Here is a 22,718-nt window from a genome sequence, read left to right on the forward strand (position 1 = left end):
TCTGTGCCTAGTCATGACTATGAATGAAACCCCTTCCCGCGACGAGCTTTTCGCCGCACTCGAAAATGTCACCTTGGCCGAAGCCCGCTCCTTCCGCCGCCGCCTGAAAAAGGCCCGTGCCCCGAAAGCGCTCCAAGAAATCGGCGCTGAAATCCACGCTGCGGCTGAGCGCGTCGCGCTTACCGACGCCGCCGTCCCCACCATCACCTACCCCGACGCCCTCCCCGTCACAGCCCGTAGAGACGACATTGCCGAGGCCATCCGGGATAACCAGGTAGTCATCATTGCCGGCGAGACCGGCTCCGGTAAGACCACACAGATCCCAAAAATCTGTCTTGATCTGGGCCGCGGCCGCCGCGGACTAATCGGACATACCCAGCCACGCCGCATTGCAGCACGCACCGTGGCCGAACGCATCGCCTCAGAACTGGACCAAAAGATTGGCGAATCCGTCGGCTACGCCATCCGCTTTGATGATCGCGTCTCTGAGACCACCGCGGTGAAACTCATGACCGATGGCATCCTACTCGCCGAGATGCAGCGTGACCGCTTCCTCAACAAGTACGACACCATCATCATCGATGAGGCCCACGAGCGCTCCCTCAACATCGACTTTTTATTGGGCTATCTCAAGCGTCTTTTGCCCAAGCGCCCCGATCTCAAGGTCATCATTACCTCCGCAACCATCGATCCGGAAAGCTTCGCTGCCCATTTTGCCGACGCCGACGGAAACCCTGCCCCCATTATCGAGGTCTCCGGCCGCACCTACCCGGTAGAAATCCGTTACCGGCCCCTCGAGTTCGAGGCCGGCGGAAAGGTGGTGGACCAAGACCCGCTCGACGGTTTGACCGAGGCAATCGAAGAGCTGATGCACGAAGGCGACGGCGATATCCTTTGCTTCTTCCCTGGCGAACGCGATATCCGCGATGCCATGGAGGCCATCGAAGGCAAGAAGTGGAAAAACGTCGAGGTCACTCCCCTCTTTGGCCGCTTATCTAATCAAGAACAGCATCGCGTTTTCAGCGAACACCGTGGCCGCCGCATCGTGCTGGCCACGAATATTGCAGAAACCTCGCTTACTGTGCCCGGCATCCGCTATGTGGTTGATACCGGCACCGCCCGTATCTCGCGCTATTCCACGCGCACCAAAGTCCAGCGCCTGCCTATCGAGCCTATCTCGCAGGCCTCCGCCAACCAGCGCTCCGGCCGCTGCGGCCGCGTTGCCGATGGCATCGCCATTCGCCTCTATAGCGAACAGGACTTTGAAAGCCGCTCCGAATTCACCGACCCAGAAATTCTGCGCACCAACCTCGCCAGCGTCATCTTGCAGATGGTCTCGCTCAAGCTAGGCGACATCGAACAATTCCCGTTCATCCAACCGCCCGAGCACAAGGCCATCCGCGATGGCCTTAACCTCCTGCACGAGCTCGGCGCTCTCCACGACAAGCAGGATAAGCCCACGCTGACCGCCACTGGCCGCGACCTAGCGCGCATCCCGCTAGATCCCCGTATGGCACGCATGCTCATTGAGGCCAATACCAACGGATGCCTCGATGATGTCATGGTCATCGTCGCCGCCATGACCATCCAGGACGTTCGCGAACGCCCCCTTGATTTCCAGGCCCAGGCCGACCAAGCCCACGCCCGCTTCAAGGACAAGTCCTCGGATTTCTTGTCCATGCTTAAGCTCTGGGATTACATTAAACAAACCCGCAACGAGCAATCCGGCAATAAATTCCGCAAACGCATGAAGCAGGAGTTTCTCCATTACATGCGCATTCGCGAGTGGTTTGACCTGGTGCGCCAGCTCAAGGACGTCGCCAAGCAGCTGGGCTGGACATACCAGGAAGGTACCGAGCGCCGCGCCGATGATATCCACATGTCACTCCTGTCAGGCTTGCTATCCAATATCGGCGCCCGCGATGGCAACTCCAAAGAATTCCAAGGCGCGCGCAACACCCGATTCCTGGTATTTCCTGGCTCCGCCTTGGCCAAAAAGCCGCCGGAGTTCCTCATGGCCGCCGAGCTGGTGGAAACTTCCCGCCTCTGGGCACGCGACGTCGCCACCATCGATCCCGCCTGGGTAGAAAAGCTGGGCGCAGACCTGCTCAAGCACAACTATTCCGAGCCCACCTGGTCCCGCAAACGCGCCGCCGCCATCGCTCACCAGAAGTCCACACTCTACGGTGTACCCATTGTGGCCGACCGCACCGTGCCCTACCACCGCGTCGATCCCACCGCCGCGCGCGATATGTTCATCCGCAACGCGCTCGTTGCCGGCGACTGGAATACCCACCACGCCTTCTTCAAAACCAATGCCCAAGCGCTTGACGACGCCGCCGCATACGAAGAAAAAGCCCGCCGCCGCGGCCTCATCGTAGACGAAGACACCCTCTTCGACTTTTATGACCAGCGCATCCCAGCAAAGGTAACAACCGGCCGTCATTTCGACTCGTGGTGGAAAAAAGAACGCCGTCGCAACCCTGAATTGCTGGATTTCGATCCGGCAAAGCTCATCGATGACTCCCACGAGGTCACCGAAGAATCCTTCCCCGACCACTGGAGAAAGGGTTCCATCGACTACGAACTAACCTATAAATTTGAACCCGGCGATCCACTCGATGGCGTTACCGTGATGGTGCCCATCCCCATGCTCGCCGGCTTAGATACCGAAGGCTTCGATTGGCTCGTCCCTGGCCTGCGTCTCGAGCTCGTAACCGAACTCATCCGCAGCCTGCCCAAGGCCCTGCGCCGCACTGTTGTTCCCGCACCCGAATTCGCTGAGCGCGCCATCGACCGCCTCGTCCCTTATGAAGGCACCATCACCCAGCAGCTTGCCGACGTCCTCCATGAACTCGGCGGCCAAGGCATCAACGCCACCGATTTCCAGCCCGGCAAGCTGCCGATGCACCTGAGGATGAACTACGGTGCCATCGACAAGCGCGGCAAGATCGTCGACTCCGACCGCGACCTCGCAGCGCTTATCCGCCGCCAGTCCGGGCATATCAAATCCTCTGTGTCCCGTGTCTCTCGCACCGCTGAGTCCACCGCTGTCAGCGAGTGGACCGACGATACTCTAGGTGCCATCGATGACACGGTTACCACCAACGTCGACGGCCACGAAGTCACGGCTTACCCCGCCCTCGTCGCCACAAAGGACGGCGTTGAACTCAAGGTACATCCCACCAAGGCCGCAGCCGATGCCGCTATGGTTACCACCACCCTTACCCTGCTTATGCGCGACATTGCAGTCAATACTGCGCAAATGGTCAAGGGCCTGCCGCTGCAACAACGCGTCGCCGCCGACTCCTATCCCCACGGCGGCGCCGATGGCCTGGTCAACGACGCCCGCGTCGCTGCCATACGCGACCTGATGCTAGAGGCCGGCGGACCCGTCCGCACTCCTTCCGCTTTCCAGAAGCTCAAAGACACCATCAAGCCCCAGGTTCCGGGCCGTGTGCGTCAAGCGGTGGTGGCTATCGCCCCAGGACTCGCCGAGTATTCCAACCTGCAAGCCGAACTCGCCCACTGGGACGGTGCGGCCATCGATGACATGCGAGAGCAATTGGAGTTCCTCCTACCCCGTAATGCCATCACAATCCATGGCATGTCCCACCTGCGTCATCTACCGCGCTATATCCAAGCCATGCGCATTCGCTTAGAGGACATGAACCTTGACCCTGACCGCGACGCGGACCGCCAGGCCGAGGTCGATAACGCCAAGGCCTACCTAGCCAACCGGCTGCGCAGCCTACCACCTGGCCGCGAAAAGACGCGCGAAGTCAAGGACATTCGCTGGATGGTGGAGGAACTTCGCGTTTCACTATTCGCCCAACGCCTCGGCACAGCTCACGCCGTGTCGCTCCGCCGCATCCAGAAGGCCGTTGACAAACTGCGCTAGAAATCCTCTCGGTCGCGCCTACGCATGAGACGAATTTCAGATTCGAAATCATCAGCGCTTTCAAAGGACTTGTAGACCGAGGCAAAGCGCAGATAAGCCACCTCATCAAGATCGCGAAGCGGTTCCAAGATGGCCAGGCCAATCTCATTCGCGTTGACCTGAGAGGAACCATGCCCGCGTACGGTCTCTTCCACTTCTTGCGCCAGTTTTTTCAGGGCATCGTCACCCACATCTCGCCCCTGACAGGCGCGCCGTACGCCGCGAATCAGTTTATCTCGACTAAAAGGTTCCGCGAGTCCGTTCCGCTTGACCACCAACAACACGGCCTTTTCGACCGTGGTAAAACGCCCCTTACACGAAGCACACTCACGCCGGCGCCGAATCGACGCTCCAGCATCGACGACGCGGGAGTCAATGACACGGGATTGCTCATTATGGCAGAAGGGGCAATACACAGAGGTCCTTTCACTGACGTTGTTACCCCAGTAGTTTACTCGCCCAGCAGTCCGCCCAACTACCGAGCATAAGGCCACCGCCTCACTAATGCACTACAGCAGCCTCGACCTGTTGAATGTCTGAGGTCGGCGGTTGCGGTGCACTACTTCCTTCCGCCCCTGCCAATCCGCCTAGGAGCGTGCCCAAAAAGACCGCGATTCCAAACACGCCACCTAAAACGTAGTTACCTGTGTTCGACTTCACCGCGCTACGTTGAGCTCTCTGTGAAAGACCGTCGCCCCCGCCAGATTTCACTCGATTCGAACGATGTGTCGTTCGATCTTCTACGCGGAGAGTTCGAACATACCGCGAATCACCGCTCCCTCGCGCCGCGCGAGGGGCATATCGATCCACGTCCCATACAGATGCGGGAGAAACCACTAGAGCGCCTGCAGAATTACGCTTTGCCAGGTCATTTCGAGAATTAATAAGTAGAGACATGTTTTTCCTTTCGACGACCGAACTCACCATAGGCATCCCACTGGACACTTAATTTGAAACAGTCGACATAATGTTCGATTTAGTTGGTACGTTCGATTTATAGCACCGCTTCGAATACTTGTCCACCCGTGGACACAAATCTCGAACATCTGTACTTTTCGTGCTACAAATGACTTGTGGCACTCTAAATCCGCCCACTAATAGACCGACAACGAAGTCACCCGACCCTACGTAGGAGCCAGCAATGGGCCGCAAGCCAAAAAAGTCCGCCGAGAAGACCGATTACGCATCCCTATCCGACCGCCAACGACGAATCCTCAATGTCATTAGTGACGCCGTCATGCTGCGTGGCTACCCACCAAGCATTCGCGAAATCGGCGATGCAGCAGGCCTGCAGTCCACATCCTCAGTTGCCTATCAGCTGAAGCAATTGGAAGAAAAGGGATTTCTCCGGCGCGACCCAAATAAGCCGCGTGCCGTAGATGTTCGCCATCTCAACACAGACGAAGGCACCAAGAAGCCTGGCCGCAAGCCCGCTAAGCCCGAACAGCAGGTTCCCGAGGACGCAGGCGCTGTGTCTTATATTCCTGTGGTCGGTCGCATCGCTGCGGGAGCACCCATTACCGCTGAGGAAAACGTCGACACGTACTTCCCCATGCCTGACGAGGTTGTCGGCAGCGGCGACCTATATATGCTGCAGGTAGTCGGCGATTCAATGAAGGATGCAGGGATTCTCGACGGTGACTGGGTGATTATTCGCTCCCAGTCAGTTGCTGAGGAAGGCGAATTTGTCGCAGCGCTGCTGGACGGTTCCGAGGCCACCGTTAAGGAATTCCACCGCGATTCCTCGGGCGTATGGCTACTTCCCCACAACGATGCTTACTCGCCCATTAATGGCGATGATGCAGAAATTATGGGCAAGGTTGTATCCGTGTTCCGCAAACTTTAAACACTCACCCAGCATCACTCCGCCCCGCAACGGCCGCCCCAGGCCGTGCGGGGCTTATTTGTGCGCATTTCTCATTAATATAGCCTCTCCGCCAGCCACCCCCATTTTGGCGCCATTTTGGACCCAGACAGCAAAGGAGACGAAAATCCCACTTTCCCACTTTTTGCCCTGACCAGCTATTTTCGTACTTCGTAGCGCGGTGATAGCTGTGCAAATTTTTGCTTTAGTCCGGTTATTCCCGATTTTTGAGACAATGGACTAAGAAAAACAACATCGCGGGACTTTCCTATCCACAAAATCCGGGAATTTTTACCCCCGCTACTCCCCGCGGTGTGCTTAAGTCCAAGGAGGAATAATGTACGCAGAAGAGCGGCGCCGCCAGATAGCGTCTCTCACCGCCGTTGAAGGTCGCGTCAACGTCACTGAGCTATCCGAGCGCTTCGAAGTCACGGCCGAAACCATTCGACGCGATCTAGCGGTGCTGGATAGAGAGGGCGTCGTCCATCGCGTGCATGGCGGCGCGGTAGCATCCCAGTCCTTTCAAACTGCGGAACTTACCCTAGACACCCGGCAGCGTTCCGCCTCCGGCGCGAAAGCCGCCATCGCCCGAGCTGCGCTGGATTTTCTTCCCCACGGCGGCGGCAGCATTTTCCTCGACGCGGGAACTACGATTAATGCATTTGCTGAGCTGATAGGACAGCAATACCCCCAAGGCCAGTTCAACATCGTCTCCAATAGTCTGCCCATCGCCTTGTCCTTAGCAGGCAGCGGAGTACCGGACGTCCAGCTGCTTGGCGGCACGGTTCGCGCGATCACCCAAGCTGTCGTCGGCGACACCGCCCTGCGCACGCTAGCGCTCATGCGCGCCGACGTCGCCTTCATCGGAACCAATGCCCTGACCCTGGATCACGGGCTTTCCACGGCCGATCCCCAAGAAGCAGCCATCAAGTCTGCCTTTGTCACCAACGCCCACAAGGTCGTAGTGATGTGCGATTCCAGCAAACTGGGCAATGACTACTTGGTAAGCTTCGCCCCCGCCGCTGATATCGATGTCGTCATCACTGACGCCGCAGCCCCCGATTCCTTTGTGGAGGCGCTGCGCGAGCACGAAATTGAAGTCGTACTCGCCAGCGAATAAATCCCGCTCCTTCGCCTCAAGCTAGGCGAAGGATGCCATGGTTTCTACCACTGCAGTACGGGCGGCATCAGGGCTTTCCGCATCCAATGCCACCTCAGCGAGCTGTTGGCACTGTTCCAAGGTAATTTCTGCCAACTGTGCGCCTACGCCTGCTACTGCAGTAGACGCTGCGGACAGCGAATTCACGCCCAAGCCCGTAAGCACGCAGGCCAGCATGGGGTCGGCCGCTGCTTCTCCGCATACGCCTACCGCAACGTTATTGGCCTGGCCCACAATGCAGGTGTGCTGGATAAGTCGCAGCACGGCCGGCTGCCACGGGTCGGTCAGGTAGGCCAACTGCGGGGACAGACGGTCTGCAGCCATCGTGTACTGAGTCAGGTCATTGGTGCCGATGGATACGAAGTCGAGGTGCGGCATGATTTTATCCGCCATAAGCGCTGCGGCGGGAACCTCAATCATAGCGCCAGCAGTCAGGCCGCGTTCACGACACAAGTTGGCAAACCACTGCGCTTCGGTAGAAGTGGCAACCATGGGAGCCATCACCCACGTAGAGGCTTTATCATCACGGGCTTCGGCAGCCTGCGCAATTGCATCAAGCTGGCGGGTCAGCAAAGCTTCATTATCGCGCGCGATACGCAGACCGCGAACGCCCAATGCCGGGTTTTCCTCAGACCTTAGCGTGGCATAAGAAATTGGCTTATCGGAGCCTGCGTCCAATGTGCGCACAACAACCTTGGATTCGGGGAAGGCCTTGAAAACCTTTCCGTAGATCTTTGCTTGTTCCTCCACGCTGGGCTCTTCGCTGGCCGAAAGGAAGGACAACTCCGTGCGATACAGGCCGATGCCTTCTGCCTGAGACTCCGAAGCGATGCGGGCGGCATTGCCATCAGCAACATTTGCCAGCAGCTGCACGCTGTGACCGTCCTTGGTCTTAGCTGGTCCGCGCCACTGAGCAACGCGTGCTGCACGCTCACGGTATTCAGCGACGGCCTTGGTGGAGGTCTCCGCATCAGCACCACAAGTCACGGTTCCTACTGCGCCATCGACAAATACCAGCGTGCCGCTTTCAATGTCGCCAAGCGAAGCGCCCACCGCCACGATGCACGGAATGTCCAATTGGCGCGCGATGATGGCCGTATGGCTAGTGGGGCCACCGAGCTCCGTAACAAGGGCTTTAATGTGTTTGGTATCTAGCGTTGCGGTATCGGCCGGGGCCAAATCATCTGCAAACAAGACGGCCTCGCCATCTACCAAAGGGAGGCCTGGCTCATCCTCACCACGTAGCTCAGCGATGACGCGGTCGCGTACGTCCTTCAAGTCGGTCGTGCGCTCGGCCATCACACCACCAGCGGCTTCGAACATGGTGACAAACTTGTCAGTCGCGCCAACAGTGGCAAATTCCGCATTCCTACCGGTGCGGATATTCTTGCGCACTGTTTTGTGCCAGCCACGGTCTTTGACCATACCGGCGGTTGCAGTGAGAACCTCGGCCGCTTGGCCCTCTGCGGCTGCCGCGCGCTTCTCCAATCGATTAGCAACCGTATCTACGGCCGCAAGAAAGCGGTTGTACTCGGATTCACTCGCTTGCTCTGGGTCAATGCTTCCCTCGGTAGGCAGGGCCGGGCGAGGGCGGACCCACACGGCTTCGGCGTAGGCGACTCCGGCAACGACACCGGTGCCTTTGATTGTGGACTCAGACGCGTTTTCCATGAGCGTACTTCCTTCGAAGATAGCGGTTATTGACTTCCAGAACACCACAAAACGGATAGAAAAGCAATGTATACCACAGTTTTCTGTTGACTTTCGGACACATTCGGACAAGAATCAACATTAAGGGCGGGCCATTCCCAAAGGTTCTCTCCAGCGGCGTTCGGCCCCAATATATAACCTGCGAAAGGGACAACTTGATTCTCACGCTGACCCCCAATCCCAGTATCGACGCCACCCTCGTACTCAGCGGGCCTTTAACTTCCGGTGATGTCCACCGTGCCAGCGAGGTCACACAGGTTGCAGGCGGCAAGGGCGTAAACGTCACCCATGCCGTGCACCTAGCCGGCGAGCAAACCCTGGCACTTTTTCCGTCCCACGACTCCGATTCCTTCCTGAATCTCATCCACGCGGCCGGATTGCCTTCTTCGGCTAATGCTATGGACGGCTCCATTCGCGTCAACACCACCATCACCGAGCCCGACGGCACCACCACCAAGGTCAACGGCCCAGGCCCCGTGCTTTCCGACGCCGATGCCCAAGCCATTACCTCCACCCTCACCGCCCGCGCCCTCGCGGCCGACTGGGTGGTGCTAGCCGGTTCCTTGCCGCGCGGCGTGGACACCGATTGGTATTGCGAGCTCATCTCCGCTATCCGTGCGGCCGCACCACAGGCCCGCATCGCGGTAGATACCTCCGATGCTCCGATGCTGGCCATCGGGAAAAATCTCGAGTCTTCGGCACCCGATCTCATAAAGCCCAATGGTCTAGAGCTCGGCCAACTCACCGGCACCGACGGCCGCGAGCTGGAAGCACAAGCCGCCCGCGGTGACTATTCGGGAGTGGTTAGCGCGGCACGCGACGTCGTCAAGCGAGGCATCGCAGAAGTGCTCGTCACCCTCGGTGGCGCCGGTGCCGTACTGGTTACGGCTGAAGGAGCATGGGCTGCCACTCCCCCTCCAGCCACCGTGAAATCCACCGTAGGTGCTGGAGACGCAGCGCTCGCCGGATACCTTCTCGGCCGCACCGCTGGTAAATCTCCGGCCGCAAGCCTTGCCCGATCCGTGGCCTACGGGACCGCGGCTGCATCCAAGCAAGGCACGCAATTTCCTCGTCCTGAAGAAATAGATATCGCTAATACCACCGTTAACTCGCTAGCCTAAGGAGCGCCCCAAAATGGCTTCCGAACTCATTACTACGGAACTTGTCGCCCTTGACGCCGACTTTGGCGACAGTGTTGACTCCGTCATTACCAACCTAGCCGCGCTAGTCCACGACACCGGCCGAGCCACCGACGTCGCCGGATTGGCCCAACCCGCCATCGACCGCGAGGCTAAAGCCGGCACCGGCGTACCCGGCGGTGTTGCCATCCCGCACTGCCGTTCCGAGGCTGTCACCGAACCAACCCTCGCATTCGCCCGCCTAGGCCGCGGTGTAGATTTCTCCGGTCCTGATGGAGACGCCCAGTTGGTCTTCCTCATCGCCGCTCCGGCCGGTGGCGGCAAGGCTCACCTAAAGATTTTGTCCAAGCTAGCCCGCGCCCTTGTCCGAAAAGACTTCCTCGAGGCACTGCGCAGCGCCCCCACCAAGGAAGAAATTGTTCGCCTTGTCTTGGATGTAGTCAACGCAGAAAAGCCAAAGAAGAAACCGGCCGCCGAGTCGGCTGCCCCCGCCGCTGGTGCCGCCGGTACAGGCTCCTCCGCCGCCCCCAACGGCTCGTCCTCGGCGACCCCAACTACCGCGGATTCTTCGGACAACGTCACCCGCATCGTGGCCATCACCGCCTGCCCTACCGGCATCGCCCACACCTACATGGCGGCCGACGCCCTCACACAGACCGCGGCCGAACGCGATGACGTAGCGCTGACCGTAGAAACGCAAGGTTCGTCGAATAATGAGTCCGTCTCCCAAGCCACCATCGATGCGGCCGATGCGGTCATCTTCGCCACGGACGTTGGCGTACGCGACCGGGAGCGATTCGCTGGCAAACCGGTAATTGAGTCTGGCGTCAAGCGCGCCATCAACGAGCCTGGCACCATGCTCGACGAGGCCATCGCCGCCGCCCGAAACCCCCACGCGCACAGGGTATCCGGCACCGCTACCCGGGCCGATGCAGAAGAAGAGGGAAAGTCTCTCGGTTGGGGCAAGCGCATCCAGCAGGCCATCATGACCGGCGTATCCTATATGGTTCCATTCGTCGCGGCCGGTGGTCTTCTGCTTGCCCTTGGCTTCCTTTTTGGCGGCGCCGATATGGCAAACGGTTGGCAGGCACTGTCGACGGACTTTTCACTAGGCAATCTTCCTGGTCATGACGTAACCGTGGACGGCGAACTTATGCATTTCGAGCGCTCCGGGTTCTTGCTGTATCTCGGCGCTGTTCTTTTCGCCATTGGCCAAGCAGCGATGGGCTTTATCGTTGCTGCTCTTTCCGGTTATATCGCCTACGCGCTCGCCGGCCGTCCAGGCATCGCCCCAGGCTTCGCGGGCGGCGCGATCGCGATTACCCTAGGTGCTGGTTTTATCGGTGGCCTGGTAACTGGTCTTCTGGCGGGCTTCGTCGCTTTGTGGATTGGCAATTGGAAGGTACCACGCTGGCTGGGCTCGCTCATGCCAGTTGTCATCATCCCACTACTGACCTCGCTCGTCGTCGGCCTTGCGATGTACCTACTGCTGGGCGCACCGCTGGCAGCCATCATGGATGGCCTGCAGGATTGGCTTTCGTCGATGTCCGGTTCCTCGGCCGTGCTCCTAGGAATCATCCTCGGCTTGATGATGTGCTTTGATTTGGGCGGCCCTGTCAATAAGGCGGCTTATCTCTTCGCTACGGCCGGACTTTCTACCGGCGACGAGTCCTCCATGCAGATCATGGCCGCGGTTATGGCCTCCGGCATGGTTGCACCGATTGCGCTCTCCCTGGCCACGTTCATCCGCAAGTCGCTGTTTACTCCGGCCGAGCAGGAAAACGGCAAGTCCGCTTGGTTGCTGGGCCTGTCCTTCGTCTCGGAGGGTGCCATCCCGTTCGCCGCGGCCGACCCCTTCCGCGTTATCCCTTCGATGATGGCCGGCGGCGCGGTGACAGGCGCGGTTTCGATGGCCTTGTCGGTCGGCTCCCGAGCTCCACACGGCGGTGTGTTCGTCCTCTTCGCCATCGACCCGTTCTGGGGCTATCTCGTCGCTATCGCGGCCGGTGTGGTTGTCTCGACCGCAGCGGTGCTGGCAATGAAGCAGTTCTGGCCTAGTAAAGCCGTCGAAGAAGCTGCTCAGAACGTGGCGGCATAAACCAAACACTCGTACACTGGATTGCAACAATCCCCATAAGAAAGGATCTTTTCCATGGCTTCCAAGACTGTAAAGGTAGGTTCCTCTGTAGGCCTGCACGCACGTCCCGCCTCCATTATCGCGGACGCAGCTGGCGAGTTCGACGAAGACATCTTCCTCAACCTCGTTGGCGATGACGATGAAGATGAGACCGATGCGGCCTCTTCTTTGATGATTATGGCTCTTGGCGCAGAACAGGGCGATGAGGTTACTGTTACTTCCGACAACGAAGAAGCGGTAGAAAAGATTGCTGCCCTCATCGAAAAGGACCTAGACGCTTCCTAAGCCCTAAAACGGTTCGCTTTAAAGCTCCCCGCCTGTGTGGTGGGGAGCTTTTCGCTTGCCGACGCCACCTATCCCCACGGTGGCACCCAGCTCACCTGCCCGTTTATCCGGGCCAGCCGTCCTCTGCGAGGTGGGGCATTGGGGGCATCGTCATTGACTCCATTATGGTAGGGACAACAAGTCGCGAGGTTCGCAGCGTTAGTCTCACCGCCGTGCTTCCACGCCTTCAGGTGGTGGACCTGGCATTCATCCGCGGGAAAATTACAGCTCTCCCACGGGCACACCGGGTTTAGCGCAGCCGCCATCAGCCGCTGCTTGTCGTTGGCTAGCCGCGAGGTTCGATAGAGGTTTACCGGCCCCTCGTGCGGGTGAACGAGTGTGACATAGCCGTGATCGCTTAGTGTCCGCGCCACGAGCTCCGCTCCCGTCATTTGAGCGCCATTGGTCAACTGCAGGGTAATTTCTTCGCCCCCACCGTCGACTATTCGGTCGAGCTCATCGAGGGTGAGCACTACCTGTGTCGTTACCGTCGTGCGTGCTGCATTCGCTTTCCCGAAAAAGAGGTCTTTGGCAGATTCCAGCGGCTTATTGGCATCCAATGCGGCGTGCATATCTGCTACATCGGCTGAATCCCCGGTAATGGTCAGCGACCACGGGCCGCCGGAACGACGGGTAATGCGCACGCCTTTTTCCGGTGTGCGGCGCGGGCGCAGCTCGCGGACCAAGGCCCGAGCACGCTTTTCTAGTGCTGTAGCACTGCCACGAAAGGCACACAGTTCGCAGCGTAGGGTCCAGGCATCTCGCTGCGTCGGCAAGCGCAGGGCGTATTTTTCAATGAGCAGCAGCACGTCGAGGGAATGAGTAGTCTGTCGCGCTGCTCGCTGTTTGGCAGAAAAGCCGCACTTGCCAAAGTAAGTATCGCACAGTCGTAGCAGGTCACGCGCGGCAATGTCGGAAGCACCTTGCGCGATGAGCTCGCGATCACTGAGCCCTTGAGCGGCGGCGACGATATCCATTCCGGCGCTCATGGCGTCTAAGTATGCGTCCAATGCGGTCATGCCGCTGAGTTAAACAGCCTGCGCAAGCCCATGCGAGCCAGGCACAAGAGCGGTGTGGATAACCCGCGTTGCCCCGTCAACAACATAGCCCGCCGCGGGCGCGCGGCGGGCAACTATCCACAGCAGAAAAATTAGTACTTGGCGGCGTGGCCTTCGCCGACGGAATCGTATAGCTTCTTCATGATCGGATAGGCGACGATAATGCCCACTGAACCCCACGCGATGCCTTCCAGGGAAACCCCACCAACGCTGAGAGTCAGGTTGCCGATACCCGCGATGAGCGCCACTGCGGCCGCGGTCAGGTTAACCGGGTTATTGAAATTGACCTTATTGTCCATCCAAATGCGCACACCCAACATGCCGATGAGCCCGTAAAGCACGATGCAGGCCCCACCAAGAACGCCGGTAGGAATGGTGAAAATCAGCGCGCCAAACTTCGGCACGAAAGCCAGAAGGATGGCGGTAAATGCTGCTACCCAGTACGCGGCGGTGGAATAGACCCGGGTAGCGGCCATCACTCCAATATTTTCAGCATAGGTCGTGGTGCCAGAGCCGCCGAAGCCGCCAGCGAGGGTAGATGCGAGGCCATCGGCGATAAGGGCGTCACCGGCCAAGTCATCGAGATCGCGCTTTGTCATCTCGGAAACGGCCTTGACATGGCCGACGTTTTCCGCGATGAGGACCACCAGCACGGGAAGCGCGACGGCAATGGCGGAGACGTTGAAGGAAGGTGCGTGGAATTGCGGCAGGCCCACCCACGGGGCGGCATCAATGGCCGCGACTGCGTCATCGCCGAGGTTGCCGGTGAGAGCGGCGAAAATCCAGCCCACGACCACGCCGAGGAGAATGGACAGGCGCGAGACCATGCCGCGGCCGGCGACGGTGGCCAGCAGGATTACCAGCAGCGTCACTGCCGCCACGAGCGGCTGAGAGGCGAAGTTCTCGGCCGCATTCGGCGCCAAGTTCAGGCCGATAAGTGCCACAATCGCACCGGTTACGGCCGGTGGCATGACGGCGTCCAACACGCGGCGACCGGCGAACTTTACGGCGACGCCCACCGCGGCAAGGACAAGGCCAGTAACCAAAATGGAGCCGGCCTGCGCGGCGATGCCGTACTGCTGCGACGCCGAAAGAGGTGCGATGAACGCGAACGAGGAGCCGAGGTAGGACGGCAACCGGTTGCGCGTGATAAGCAGGAACAAAATTGTGCCGAGGCCGGAAAAGAGCAGCGTCGTATTGACGGGGAATCCGGTCAAGGTGGGAACCAAAAGCGTAGCTCCGAACATGGCCACCACGTGCTGCATACCGATGCCGATGGTGCGGCCCCAGCTGAGTCGTTCTTCCGGCGCCACCACCGCGCCTGGGGCAATCTTTTTACCGTCTCCGTGGACGGTCCAACCTTTTAAGCTCACGAGCCTTAATTATGGATCACCGGAGCTGGTTTAGGAAACTTCCTCCACGATGAATTCAGCGAGCTCACGGGCGGTGGGTGAGGGAAGGCGGACGTCGACAAGCGTGCCATCGGCCGTATACTCCTCGTGGCGCACCGTGCCTTCGGCATGCACGCGTGCCACCACATCCCCGCGCGTGAAGGGAACCTGCAGCTTAACGTGACTATCGCGGGAGTTGAGGAAGAGTTCCACACGCGCGGTAAGCTCGTCGATTCCCTCACCGGTACGGGCAGATACGTAGACGACGTCCTCATGGTCAAGAACGTGGCGCAGCTCAGCAAGCACCAGCGGATCGGCCTGGTCGATCTTATTGATCACGATAATTTCGGGCGGGGCCTGCTCCCCTGTCTCAGAGACGATGTCATAGATGACCTGATTGACCGCCTCAATCTGTTTTAGTGGGAACGGGTCTGAGCCATCGACCACGTGCAGCATAATATCGGCGGCTAGTACCTCTTCCAGGGTGGATTTAAAGGCCTCCACTAGCTGCGTAGGCAGGTGGCGGACGAAGCCGACGGTATCGGTGAAGACGACCTGGCGGCCGTCGGCAAGCGTGGCACGGCGAGTGGTGGGGTCCAATGTGGCAAAGAGCGCGTCTTCCACCAATACCCCGGCGCCGGTCATGGCGTTAATGAGGGAGGACTTTCCGGCATTGGTGTAGCCCGCAATAGCTATCTGTGCAATGGTTGAGCGTTGGCGCTTGGAACGCTTGACCTCACGTGCGGTCTTCATGGCGCGCAGTTCCTTGCGCAGGCGGGCCATCTCCGTGCGGATGCGGCGACGGTCTGTCTCAATTTTGGTCTCACCGGGACCACGCAGGCCCACGCCGCCATTGGAACCGGCGCGGCCGCCTGCCTGGCGCGAGAGGTTGCCACCCCAACCACGGGTATGCGTATACAAGTATTCCAACTGCGCCAATGAGACTTGGGCCTTACCCTCTTTTGATTTCGCATGCTGGGCAAAGATGTCAAGGATGAGCATGGTGCGGTCAATGACCTTGGTGTTAAGCGCACGCTCGAGTGCGGTGAGCTGGCCGGGGTTAAGCTCACCATCGCAGACCACGGTATCGGCACCGGTGGCCTCGACGATATCGCGCAATTCCTTCACCTTGCCGGAGCCGATGTAGGTGCCGGAGTCCGGCTTATCGCGCTTTTGGTAAATCATCTCCACTACTTCGGCGCCGGCGGTTTCGGTTAGCGCGGCCAGCTCGTCCATGGTGGCTTCCACTTCGGCCACGGTGCCTTCGGTCCACACGCCGACCAAAATGACTCGCTCGAGGCGCAGCTTTCGGTACTCCACCTCGTAGCCATCGGTAGTGTCCTCGGCGCGGATGGTGGTCTCACGGGTAACGCGGCGGAAGGCATTGCGCTCTGCCAGATCGAGGTCACCGGTGGTGGGCGTCGCCTCCGGCGTGGCCGGGGCGTCGTTATCGCGAAAGGCGCGGGCGAGGAGATCGTCGTTATTATGCTGGGAAAATTCGGTCATACTACCTTTCATTTTTGCATGTTGCGGCCGAAAGCGGGAATTTCGGATTCTTAGCTGGGTGGACAAGGCGATACAATGGCGGGCATGAACGTTAAGGACACTGGGGTGAAGCAGAATACCGAGATGCAGGCCATTGGCCTCAATTTCGAGCGCTGGCAGGATGCGGTCGAGGCGGCCATCGCCAGCGACCGCTTAGCCGTTACCGGTGAGGTGCGCGGTGGCCAGCTCATTCAGTTCACCGATCCGTCGGGCGCGCAGCTTAATATCCTCGCGGTAGAGCCTTTTGCCACCTTCATCGGCTTCGATGCCGTCACGCAAGGGTTTGCCCACGTGGAGATGGTCAACGATGTCCTGGCCCTGCTGGAAATCATCGATCCTTTCGGCACCACCATCGCCCAGGCCACCGCAAACCTGGCGCAGGGGCCTTTGCTTGTCGACGAACCCTTGCAGCAGTGGCAGCAAATTTCCCTAACCGCCATAGGGCTGGATGTGCGCACCTACGATTCCGCCGCTGCCTATGAGGCGGCCGAGGGCGAGTTCCCCGCGCTCTTCGAATCCGCGGGGGCCAAGGTTATTTCCTCCGGCTCCGGTGCCAAGGTCCCGACCCCTGCCGCCTCCTTTGCCGCACGCGTCATGGAATCTGAGTGGCGCACCAACGAGCTGACCGGGGAGAAATTCGCTCACCTCGTCATGGATGGACTATTCCCCTTCGACCTCTGCCTGCCAGTGGGAGCCGGCGAGCTGCCGGCGAAGGACTCTATCGTGGCCGGTACCGCGATGCTTACGGCGTCTATTGAGCTGCCCAGCGGCGGTTGCGGCGATGGCGCTGGCTGCGGTTGTGGCTCCGGTGGCTGCGGCTGCGGCGGCCATTAGAACGGACATAAAGGCCTGGTGAAATAGCTGTGTGGATGCCCTTCCCTGAAAATGCGAGGAACCGGCGGGTAATGGTTCTCGTGCTGATCCTGGTGGGATCAGTGGCGGTTGTGGCAACCCTGAAAGTCTCCGGGGTTTTCATTGCAGCGCTGCTCATCGCGGCGGCGCTGCTTATGCTGCATACCCGGCCGGATGCCTCAGAGCAGGCAGCCCTGCGCAGTTCTATTCGCCTTTCGGCGGAAGACATCGAAGACGTCGTGGCGGAATACGAGGACTTCCGCTCCTCCGCGGACGCAGAGAAAATGGCTGACCGCACGCTCTACCGGCCGGCGCTTTTAGATTTGGATTGTTCCGACCCCACCATCCAAGCCTTCCATTACGAGCTTTCCGGCGCCCGGCGGTTCCTGCGTCGGTTGAACTTGCGCGTTAATGCGGAAGAAATTAGCACCAACGAGTTGGAATCTTTGCTCAGGGTCACCGATGAGCGCGCCCGCGAACTGAAAGAAACGTGGTTGTCTGCCCGCCGTGCTGCCTTCGCGCTCGGGCCGAAGTATGAAAAGAACGAAGTAGAAAATCGCGCGCTGCGCCGCCAAGAACTCGAAGAGCAAGCCTTCGAGGAAGGCGAAGGGCGCAGCGCCTAAACACTAGCCAGACACGAGGCGGTCTACAGCGAGGTCTCGCCGGTAGCGACGATCGCGGAAGGTCCGGTCAAGCGCGAGCCGCCCTCGTAAATATCGACGATAACTTCCCCGCCCGGTACGTGTACGTGCACGGTGCCGTGGGGGGTGCTGGTGTGGTCAACGGCGGCGTCGGCAAGCGCGGCGGTCGCTGCCGCCACAGTGCCGGTGCCGCAGGAGCGAGTCTCTCCTACTCCGCGCTCGAAGACACGCATGTGCACGTGGCCGTCGCACAGTGGAGTCACCAGCTCGACGTTTACGCCATCCGGGAAGAAAGCATCATCGATGACGGGCTTTTCCAGAGTCTTTGCCGCAAGCTCCTTAGCCTCCAGCCCCGGCAACACGGCCGCCAGGTGGGGATTTCCCATGTCTACGCCCAAACCGGCATATTTTTCCCCCGCCATGGATGCGGTGGACACGCCAATTACTTCGGCCGGGCCCATCTCCACCGTGACCTCGGCCGCGTGTGCATCACACGAATGGACAGTAACGAGCTTGGCGCCCGCCCGAGTGCCGATGGTGAACTTATCTTCGTCCACTAGGCCGCGCGAGCGCAGCCAGTGGGCGAATACGCGGGTGCCGTTGCCGCACATTTCGGCCACGGAGCCATCGGCGTTGCGGTAATCCATGAACCAATCATAGGGCGCAATGCCCTCGGCCAGTTCGGCGATTTCACCTGCTGCGAGCAAAGCATCGGCGCGCACGACGCGCAGCAAACCATCGCCTCCGATACCGGCGCGACGATCGCACAGCGCCGCTACGCGCTCGGGACTAAGCGGCGTGGCAGCCGCGTGGTCTTCCACGATGACGAAGTCATTTTCAGTTCCATGACCCTTGGCAAATTTCATGTTCCCTACCCTAGCGCGCGCAACGCCTGGGCGGCCGTATCGCCTGCAGCATCCAGCCATGTAATGCGCTTATCGCGGTTGAACCAGGAGCGCTGACGGCGCACATACCGCCGCGTCCCGGTAATGGTGCGCTCTACAGCCTCATCCCACGTGAGTTCGCCGCGCTGGGCTTGAAATACCTGGGCATAGCCGATGGCGCGGCCAGCGGTGGAATCAGCCACCAAGCCTTGTCCTTGGAGATTCTCCACTTCCTCGATGAGCCCACGTGCAAACATCTGGCGCGTGCGCAGTTCAATGCGCGGATTCAACCAGTCCGCGGTGGTGCGCAGCCCCAAGAGGCGGGTTCCCCACCGCGGCGGGGCATCCTTCGGCGGCTGGCTGGCTTTAAAGGGCTTGCCGGTTAGTTCAATGACCTCGAGCGCGCGGACGGTACGGCGCGGATCCTTATCCTCGATAATGGCGGCTGCGGCCGGATCCACCTGCGCCAGCTCCTCATGCAGGGCATCGGTACCGATTTCCACGCGCCGTGCCTCGTACTTGGCACGAACGGCGGGGTCGGTGGGTGGGAACTGCCAGTCGTCGACAAGCGCTTGGGCATAGAGCATGGAGCCACCGACCAGAATAGGCGTTTTGCCGCGGTCCATGATACCTTCCACGTCCGCGATAGCATCGCGCTGGTAGCGCGCCACGGAAGCGGTCTCGGTCACCTCCCACACATCGAGCTGATGGTGCGGGATCCCCTCGCGCTCGGCCGGGGTGAGCTTGGCGGTGCCAATATCCATGCCGCGATATAACTGCATGGAATCGACGTTGACCACCTCTCCGTCTAGTTCATGCGCAAGCGCCAGACCTAAGGCAGATTTTCCGGAGGCGGTGGGACCAAAGACTGCAATCGGGTGCATTAGACCTCCCATCCTGCGACATAGCGGCCAACGCCCAAGGTGGCATCGGTGGCCAAAAGCTGCGCTTTCTTTGGCCGCAAGCCCGCCAATTCCTCCCACAGTGCGGGTTCTATGACGCCGCGCTGGGAAAGCCACTCACCTGCCCTGCTTGCCGACGCCCCCATCAGCACCTCCTCGCACCACTCGTGCGCCGCCTGGGCGTCTGGAACAAGCGCCAAAGGGGCGCGCTCGGTTAGGCCTGCACTGCCATCTGCCACGACGATGGTCAGCGCCGCTGGATCCGGCTGGCCGATAGCCTCCCGACTACCGCGGACGCTAAGCTGCGGCACGCTGTGTAGTACGTAGCGCGCCATTATCTCGGGCAAAAAATTGCCGCCGCCCAGGTCCGTGGCTGCTCCCCAGGCCTGTAAACTGCCGGTATGGGCGGTATACCAGCGCTGGTCTTGGCTGCCAACGATATCCACGGCTGTGATACCGGCCGCGGCAGCCTCCACCGCAAGGGAGCGAGCAGCGGCGAGCAGTGCGCGAGAGGCAGCGTCATGAGCGGAAAGCTCCACGGCCAGCGCTGGTGAGGCTGGCATTACCATGAGATTGAACATTATTTCTCCATACTATCTACCCAAGTGGAGGTAATTAAATAGAATCTGGGCGCGCGCGAGATATTCGCGGTAATGTATCCAATGATTTTATCCGGCAGCCGTGACGCGCGGCGATCTATGCATAGGAGGGCTTGTCATGTCTCCCATCCCTACCCCAGGTTCCATGCCCAAAAAGGGCCCTCGCCCCACCGCAAAGCCTGTTCCCGTTCAGGCCCCACGCAACAATGACCCGGCCAAGTGGGGCCGGGTCGACGCAGATGGTTCCGTCTTCGTTTCTGCTCCAGAGGGCGAACGCAAGATCGGCGAGTGGAAAGCCGGTACCCCCGAGGAGGGCCTTAAGCACTACGGCGCGCGTTATGACGATCTATCTACCGAAATCGAGCTGCTCGAGGCACGCCTACGCGCCAATCCTGATGAGGCCGTCGGCATTAAAAAGACCGCAGCGCAGTTGCGCGAAACCCTAGCTACTGCTTCGGTCATCGGAGACATCGCTGCCTTGGATCGGCGCCTTAGCGCGGTGATTGAACACTCGGTAGAAGCCGGCGAGCAGGCGCAGGCCGATAAGGAGCGTCGCCGCGAAGAAGCAATCGCTGCCAAGGAAAAGCTGGCGGCTGAAGCAGAAGAAATTGCTGAAAACTCCACCGAGTGGAAGGCCGCTGGCGACCGCATCCGCGCCATCTTGGAGGAGTGGAAGCAGATTAAGGGTATCGACCGTAAGACCGATGATGCCCTGTGGAAGCGCTACTCTCGCGCCCGCGATTCCTTCAACCGCCGCCGCGGCTCCCACTTTGCTGAGCTGGACCGCGCCCGTGCGGTTGCCCGCAAAAAGAAAGAGGAGCTCGTCGAGCGAGCCGAGGCCATCCAGGATTCTACCGATTGGGGTCCCACCGCCCGCGCCTACCGCGATTTGATGACCGAATGGAAGGCCGCCGGCCGCGCTCCACGCGAGGTGGACGATAAACTCTGGGCCCGCTTCCGCGCCGCCCAGGACAAGTTCTTCAATGCTCGCAATGCCGTCAATGACGAGCGCGACCGCGAATTCGCAGAAAATGCCAAGGCCAAAGACGCCTTGATTGCAGAATACGACGGTCAAATCGATCCTGCTAAGGGAATCGAGGGAGCTAAGGCCAAGCTGCGCGAGTTGCAGGAAAAGTGGGAAGAGATCGGCTTCGTTCCCCGCAAGCAGGTGCGCGAATACGAGTCCAAGATCGCGGCGCTGGAGCAGCGCGTTACCGATGCGGAAAAGTCCGAATGGCGCCGCACCGACCCAGAGGCGCAGGCACGTGTGGCACAATTCCAGGCCAAGGTCGATGAGTTTAAGTCTCAGGCCGAGGCGGCTGAAGCCAAGGGCAATGCAAAGAAAGCCGCTGATCTGCGCGCTCAGGCCGAGCAATGGCAGGCTTTTGCCGACGCCGCCGCTAACGCCGTCAACGATAAGTAGTGCACCTCGTCCACATTGCGCGTCCACCGCGGCCGCCGCACGCATCTCCCGTTGACGCACGGCCCAGCGAACCAGCGGATTGCATTCGCAGCTTCGTCTTTTGGGCCAACTTGGCGGCCCAAGAAGCAAGCGGCGATGCCGCGGCATCGACGTCACCGGGCCGCGTGGTCCAGCGCCTGCAGGGTTCTAGCGAATCACAGACCCATCTCTTTGCCGTAGTGGACGGCGACTCCACCCTGGGCGAGGTCTCTGAGCTTGGGCTGCCGCTAATACCTGCGGTGGAGCCCAGCCCAGAGCTGGACTACCTCGGATTCATCCACCTCAGCCTGCCGCTTTTAGAAGAGCGCGAAACCGCCGAGATCGAATGCGTGCTGTGCGATCTGCCTCTCCCTGGGCAAGAACTCGAGGAGGAAGGGCAGAAAGTAGCCGAGTGGATGGGCATAAAGGCGCTGGAGCTTGCCCGGAAGCTCGGCCGCACCATTGCGCACGTCGGTCTTCTGCATCCACCGGGGACGGACCCAGACTACGATGTCATGGGAAGCGTCTACCGCCAGCTGGGGTTTAAGCACCGGCATGCAGAACACCAACTCGTGATGGACATCCCCGAAAGCCCCGTGGCGGCACTCCTTCCAGCGGGAATCACCTCGCAAGCGTGGGCTGATTACGACATCCCAGAAAGCTACCTCGACGAGGTCATGCGGCTGCTTACCCTAGCCTCCCAAGACGCGGAGACCGGGGATTTGACGGTGGAGCCCATCGTCTGGACTCGCACGCGGTTGCGCGAAGCCCACAGCCGGCTGCGTTCTCGCCGCGGACATACGTTACTTATCGCACTCACCAGCGAAGAGGGGAAAATCCTCGCGCTGGCAGAAGTAGCCAGGCACGAGGATGCGAATCCTGAGGTAGCCGAGTGGACTTTGACCGTCACCGATCGTCCGCACCGGCGCCGCGGACTTGCGCAATTAGCCAAGCTCACGGCGCTTCACGCCGTTGCACGCCATTGGCCACAAGTACGTCGTTGCTACGGCTCCGTGGCGGACAAAGACGAAGCGATGAATGCCATCTACCGTAGATTGGGTGCCCGAGAGCTTTCCCGCTCTTGTGCATGGGAGTTGCGATTGCGAGACTAGAGCCGCAGGCGTCACAGATA

At 60.1% G+C, this 22,718-nt stretch carries 18 protein-coding genes; 10 read left to right on the top strand and 8 right to left on the bottom strand.

Features of this window, described 5'->3' with window-relative positions:
* Positions 1-13 precede the first annotated feature (13 nt).
* Complete coding sequence (gene hrpA, locus WMQ00_RS01765) at positions 14-3,901, top strand: ATP-dependent RNA helicase HrpA (RefSeq protein ID WP_340440608.1); 3,888 nt, start codon at positions 14-16, stop codon at positions 3,899-3,901.
* On the opposite strand, the gene nrdR is transcribed toward hrpA, so the two are convergent.
* Complete coding sequence (gene nrdR / locus WMQ00_RS01770; protein WP_049361220.1) at positions 3,898-4,356, bottom strand: transcriptional regulator NrdR; 459 nt, start codon at positions 4,354-4,356, stop codon at positions 3,898-3,900. The two genes, hrpA and nrdR, sit on opposite strands and share 4 nt — an antisense overlap.
* 725 nt (positions 4,357-5,081) lie before the next feature.
* Between nrdR and lexA the strand changes: the two genes are divergently transcribed.
* Positions 5,082-5,786, top strand: a complete 705-nt coding sequence (gene lexA / locus WMQ00_RS01775; protein WP_023021380.1) for a transcriptional repressor LexA — start codon at positions 5,082-5,084, stop codon at positions 5,784-5,786.
* A 355-nt stretch (positions 5,787-6,141) separates the two neighbouring features.
* Positions 6,142-6,924, top strand: coding sequence for a DeoR/GlpR family DNA-binding transcription regulator (locus tag WMQ00_RS01780; protein WP_023021379.1), 783 nt, complete (start codon positions 6,142-6,144; stop codon positions 6,922-6,924).
* A 21-nt stretch (positions 6,925-6,945) separates the two neighbouring features.
* On the opposite strand, the gene ptsP is transcribed toward WMQ00_RS01780, so the two are convergent.
* The gene (gene ptsP, locus WMQ00_RS01785; RefSeq protein WP_316359948.1) at positions 6,946-8,634 is read right to left on the bottom strand and encodes a phosphoenolpyruvate--protein phosphotransferase; all 1,689 of its coding nucleotides are present in this window, start codon (positions 8,632-8,634) and stop codon (positions 6,946-6,948) included.
* 194 nt (positions 8,635-8,828) lie between these two features.
* On the opposite strand from ptsP, the gene WMQ00_RS01790 reads away from it, so the two are divergent.
* From WMQ00_RS01790 to WMQ00_RS01800, 3 genes are read left to right on the top strand one after another with little or no spacing between them, the layout of a single operon-like run.
* Positions 8,829-9,794: a 1-phosphofructokinase family hexose kinase gene (locus tag WMQ00_RS01790; RefSeq protein WP_340440609.1), complete on the top strand. Its 966-nt coding sequence runs from the start codon at positions 8,829-8,831 to the stop codon at positions 9,792-9,794.
* Positions 9,795-9,807: 13 nt separating this feature from the next.
* The gene (locus tag WMQ00_RS01795; protein ID WP_340440610.1) at positions 9,808-11,910 is read left to right on the top strand and encodes a PTS fructose transporter subunit IIABC; all 2,103 of its coding nucleotides are present in this window, start codon (positions 9,808-9,810) and stop codon (positions 11,908-11,910) included.
* A gap of 54 nt (positions 11,911-11,964) precedes the next feature.
* Positions 11,965-12,234, top strand: a complete 270-nt coding sequence (locus WMQ00_RS01800) for an HPr family phosphocarrier protein (RefSeq protein ID WP_023021375.1) — start codon at positions 11,965-11,967, stop codon at positions 12,232-12,234.
* A gap of 68 nt (positions 12,235-12,302) precedes the next feature.
* Here the strand turns inward: WMQ00_RS01800 and WMQ00_RS01805 are convergent, their stop codons facing one another.
* From WMQ00_RS01805 to hflX, 3 genes are all read right to left on the bottom strand, one after another.
* The gene (locus WMQ00_RS01805) at positions 12,303-13,292 is read right to left on the bottom strand and encodes an HNH endonuclease signature motif containing protein (protein ID WP_023021374.1); all 990 of its coding nucleotides are present in this window, start codon (positions 13,290-13,292) and stop codon (positions 12,303-12,305) included.
* A 131-nt stretch (positions 13,293-13,423) separates the two neighbouring features.
* The gene (locus WMQ00_RS01810) at positions 13,424-14,704 is read right to left on the bottom strand and encodes a uracil-xanthine permease family protein (RefSeq protein ID WP_023021373.1); all 1,281 of its coding nucleotides are present in this window, start codon (positions 14,702-14,704) and stop codon (positions 13,424-13,426) included.
* 30 nt (positions 14,705-14,734) lie between these two features.
* Positions 14,735-16,228, bottom strand: coding sequence for a GTPase HflX (gene hflX / locus WMQ00_RS01815; RefSeq protein WP_023021372.1), 1,494 nt, complete (start codon positions 16,226-16,228; stop codon positions 14,735-14,737).
* Positions 16,229-16,303: 75 nt separating this feature from the next.
* Between hflX and WMQ00_RS01820 the strand changes: the two genes are divergently transcribed.
* Together WMQ00_RS01820 and WMQ00_RS01825 are read left to right on the top strand one after the other, a co-directional pair.
* On the top strand, positions 16,304-17,101 hold the full coding sequence (locus WMQ00_RS01820; RefSeq protein ID WP_340440611.1) for a hypothetical protein: 798 nt from the start codon (positions 16,304-16,306) through the stop codon (positions 17,099-17,101).
* 35 nt (positions 17,102-17,136) lie between these two features.
* On the top strand, positions 17,137-17,742 hold the full coding sequence (locus WMQ00_RS01825) for a hypothetical protein (protein ID WP_034655392.1): 606 nt from the start codon (positions 17,137-17,139) through the stop codon (positions 17,740-17,742).
* A gap of 23 nt (positions 17,743-17,765) precedes the next feature.
* Here WMQ00_RS01825 and dapF read toward each other — a convergent pair whose 3' ends face one another.
* The 3 genes from dapF to WMQ00_RS01840 are packed head-to-tail and all read right to left on the bottom strand — an operon-like array spanning position 17,766 to position 20,127.
* Entirely contained in the window at positions 17,766-18,626 is an 861-nt protein-coding gene (dapF, locus tag WMQ00_RS01830) for a diaminopimelate epimerase (protein WP_340440612.1), read from the bottom strand.
* Between the two features lie 5 nt (positions 18,627-18,631).
* On the bottom strand, positions 18,632-19,528 hold the full coding sequence (gene miaA, locus WMQ00_RS01835; protein WP_239207608.1) for a tRNA (adenosine(37)-N6)-dimethylallyltransferase MiaA: 897 nt from the start codon (positions 19,526-19,528) through the stop codon (positions 18,632-18,634).
* The gene (locus WMQ00_RS01840) at positions 19,528-20,127 is read right to left on the bottom strand and encodes a hypothetical protein (RefSeq protein WP_200288947.1); all 600 of its coding nucleotides are present in this window, start codon (positions 20,125-20,127) and stop codon (positions 19,528-19,530) included. Before WMQ00_RS01840 ends, miaA begins: the two co-directional genes overlap by 1 nt.
* A gap of 136 nt (positions 20,128-20,263) precedes the next feature.
* Here WMQ00_RS01840 and WMQ00_RS01845 point away from each other — a divergent pair, with 136 nt between their 5' ends.
* Both WMQ00_RS01845 and WMQ00_RS01850 read left to right on the top strand, forming a co-directional pair.
* Positions 20,264-21,568: a DUF349 domain-containing protein gene (locus WMQ00_RS01845; RefSeq protein ID WP_023021366.1), complete on the top strand. Its 1,305-nt coding sequence runs from the start codon at positions 20,264-20,266 to the stop codon at positions 21,566-21,568.
* Positions 21,568-22,698: a GNAT family N-acetyltransferase gene (locus tag WMQ00_RS01850; RefSeq protein WP_284835397.1), complete on the top strand. Its 1,131-nt coding sequence runs from the start codon at positions 21,568-21,570 to the stop codon at positions 22,696-22,698. Before WMQ00_RS01845 ends, WMQ00_RS01850 begins: the two co-directional genes overlap by 1 nt.
* Positions 22,699-22,718 lie beyond the last annotated feature (20 nt).

The organism is Corynebacterium sp. KPL2825 (assembly GCF_037908445.1).
Classification (GTDB): Bacteria; Actinomycetota; Actinomycetes; order Mycobacteriales; family Mycobacteriaceae; genus Corynebacterium; species Corynebacterium kefirresidentii.

What these genes read in the sequence shown, in the direction of transcription:
- hrpA (WP_340440608.1), top strand. Translation starts at nt 14, where the DNA reads ATGACTATGAATGAAACCCCTTCCCGCGACGAGCTTTTCGCCGCACTC.
- lexA (WP_023021380.1), top strand. Translation starts at nt 5,082, where the DNA reads ATGGGCCGCAAGCCAAAAAAGTCCGCCGAGAAGACCGATTACGCATCC.
- WMQ00_RS01780 (WP_023021379.1), top strand. Translation starts at nt 6,142, where the DNA reads ATGTACGCAGAAGAGCGGCGCCGCCAGATAGCGTCTCTCACCGCCGTT.
- ptsP (WP_316359948.1), bottom strand. Translation starts at nt 8,634, where the DNA reads ATGGAAAACGCGTCTGAGTCCACAATCAAAGGCACCGGTGTCGTTGCC.
- WMQ00_RS01795 (WP_340440610.1), top strand. Translation starts at nt 9,808, where the DNA reads ATGGCTTCCGAACTCATTACTACGGAACTTGTCGCCCTTGACGCCGAC.
- WMQ00_RS01800 (WP_023021375.1), top strand. Translation starts at nt 11,965, where the DNA reads ATGGCTTCCAAGACTGTAAAGGTAGGTTCCTCTGTAGGCCTGCACGCA.
- WMQ00_RS01805 (WP_023021374.1), bottom strand. Translation starts at nt 13,292, where the DNA reads ATGACCGCATTGGACGCATACTTAGACGCCATGAGCGCCGGAATGGAT.
- hflX (WP_023021372.1), bottom strand. Translation starts at nt 16,228, where the DNA reads ATGACCGAATTTTCCCAGCATAATAACGACGATCTCCTCGCCCGCGCC.
- WMQ00_RS01820 (WP_340440611.1), top strand. Translation starts at nt 16,304, where the DNA reads ATGGCGGGCATGAACGTTAAGGACACTGGGGTGAAGCAGAATACCGAG.
- WMQ00_RS01825 (WP_034655392.1), top strand. Translation starts at nt 17,137, where the DNA reads ATGCCCTTCCCTGAAAATGCGAGGAACCGGCGGGTAATGGTTCTCGTG.
- dapF (WP_340440612.1), bottom strand. Translation starts at nt 18,626, where the DNA reads ATGAAATTTGCCAAGGGTCATGGAACTGAAAATGACTTCGTCATCGTG.
- miaA (WP_239207608.1), bottom strand. Translation starts at nt 19,528, where the DNA reads ATGCACCCGATTGCAGTCTTTGGTCCCACCGCCTCCGGAAAATCTGCC.
- WMQ00_RS01840 (WP_200288947.1), bottom strand. Translation starts at nt 20,127, where the DNA reads ATGTTCAATCTCATGGTAATGCCAGCCTCACCAGCGCTGGCCGTGGAG.
- WMQ00_RS01845 (WP_023021366.1), top strand. Translation starts at nt 20,264, where the DNA reads ATGTCTCCCATCCCTACCCCAGGTTCCATGCCCAAAAAGGGCCCTCGC.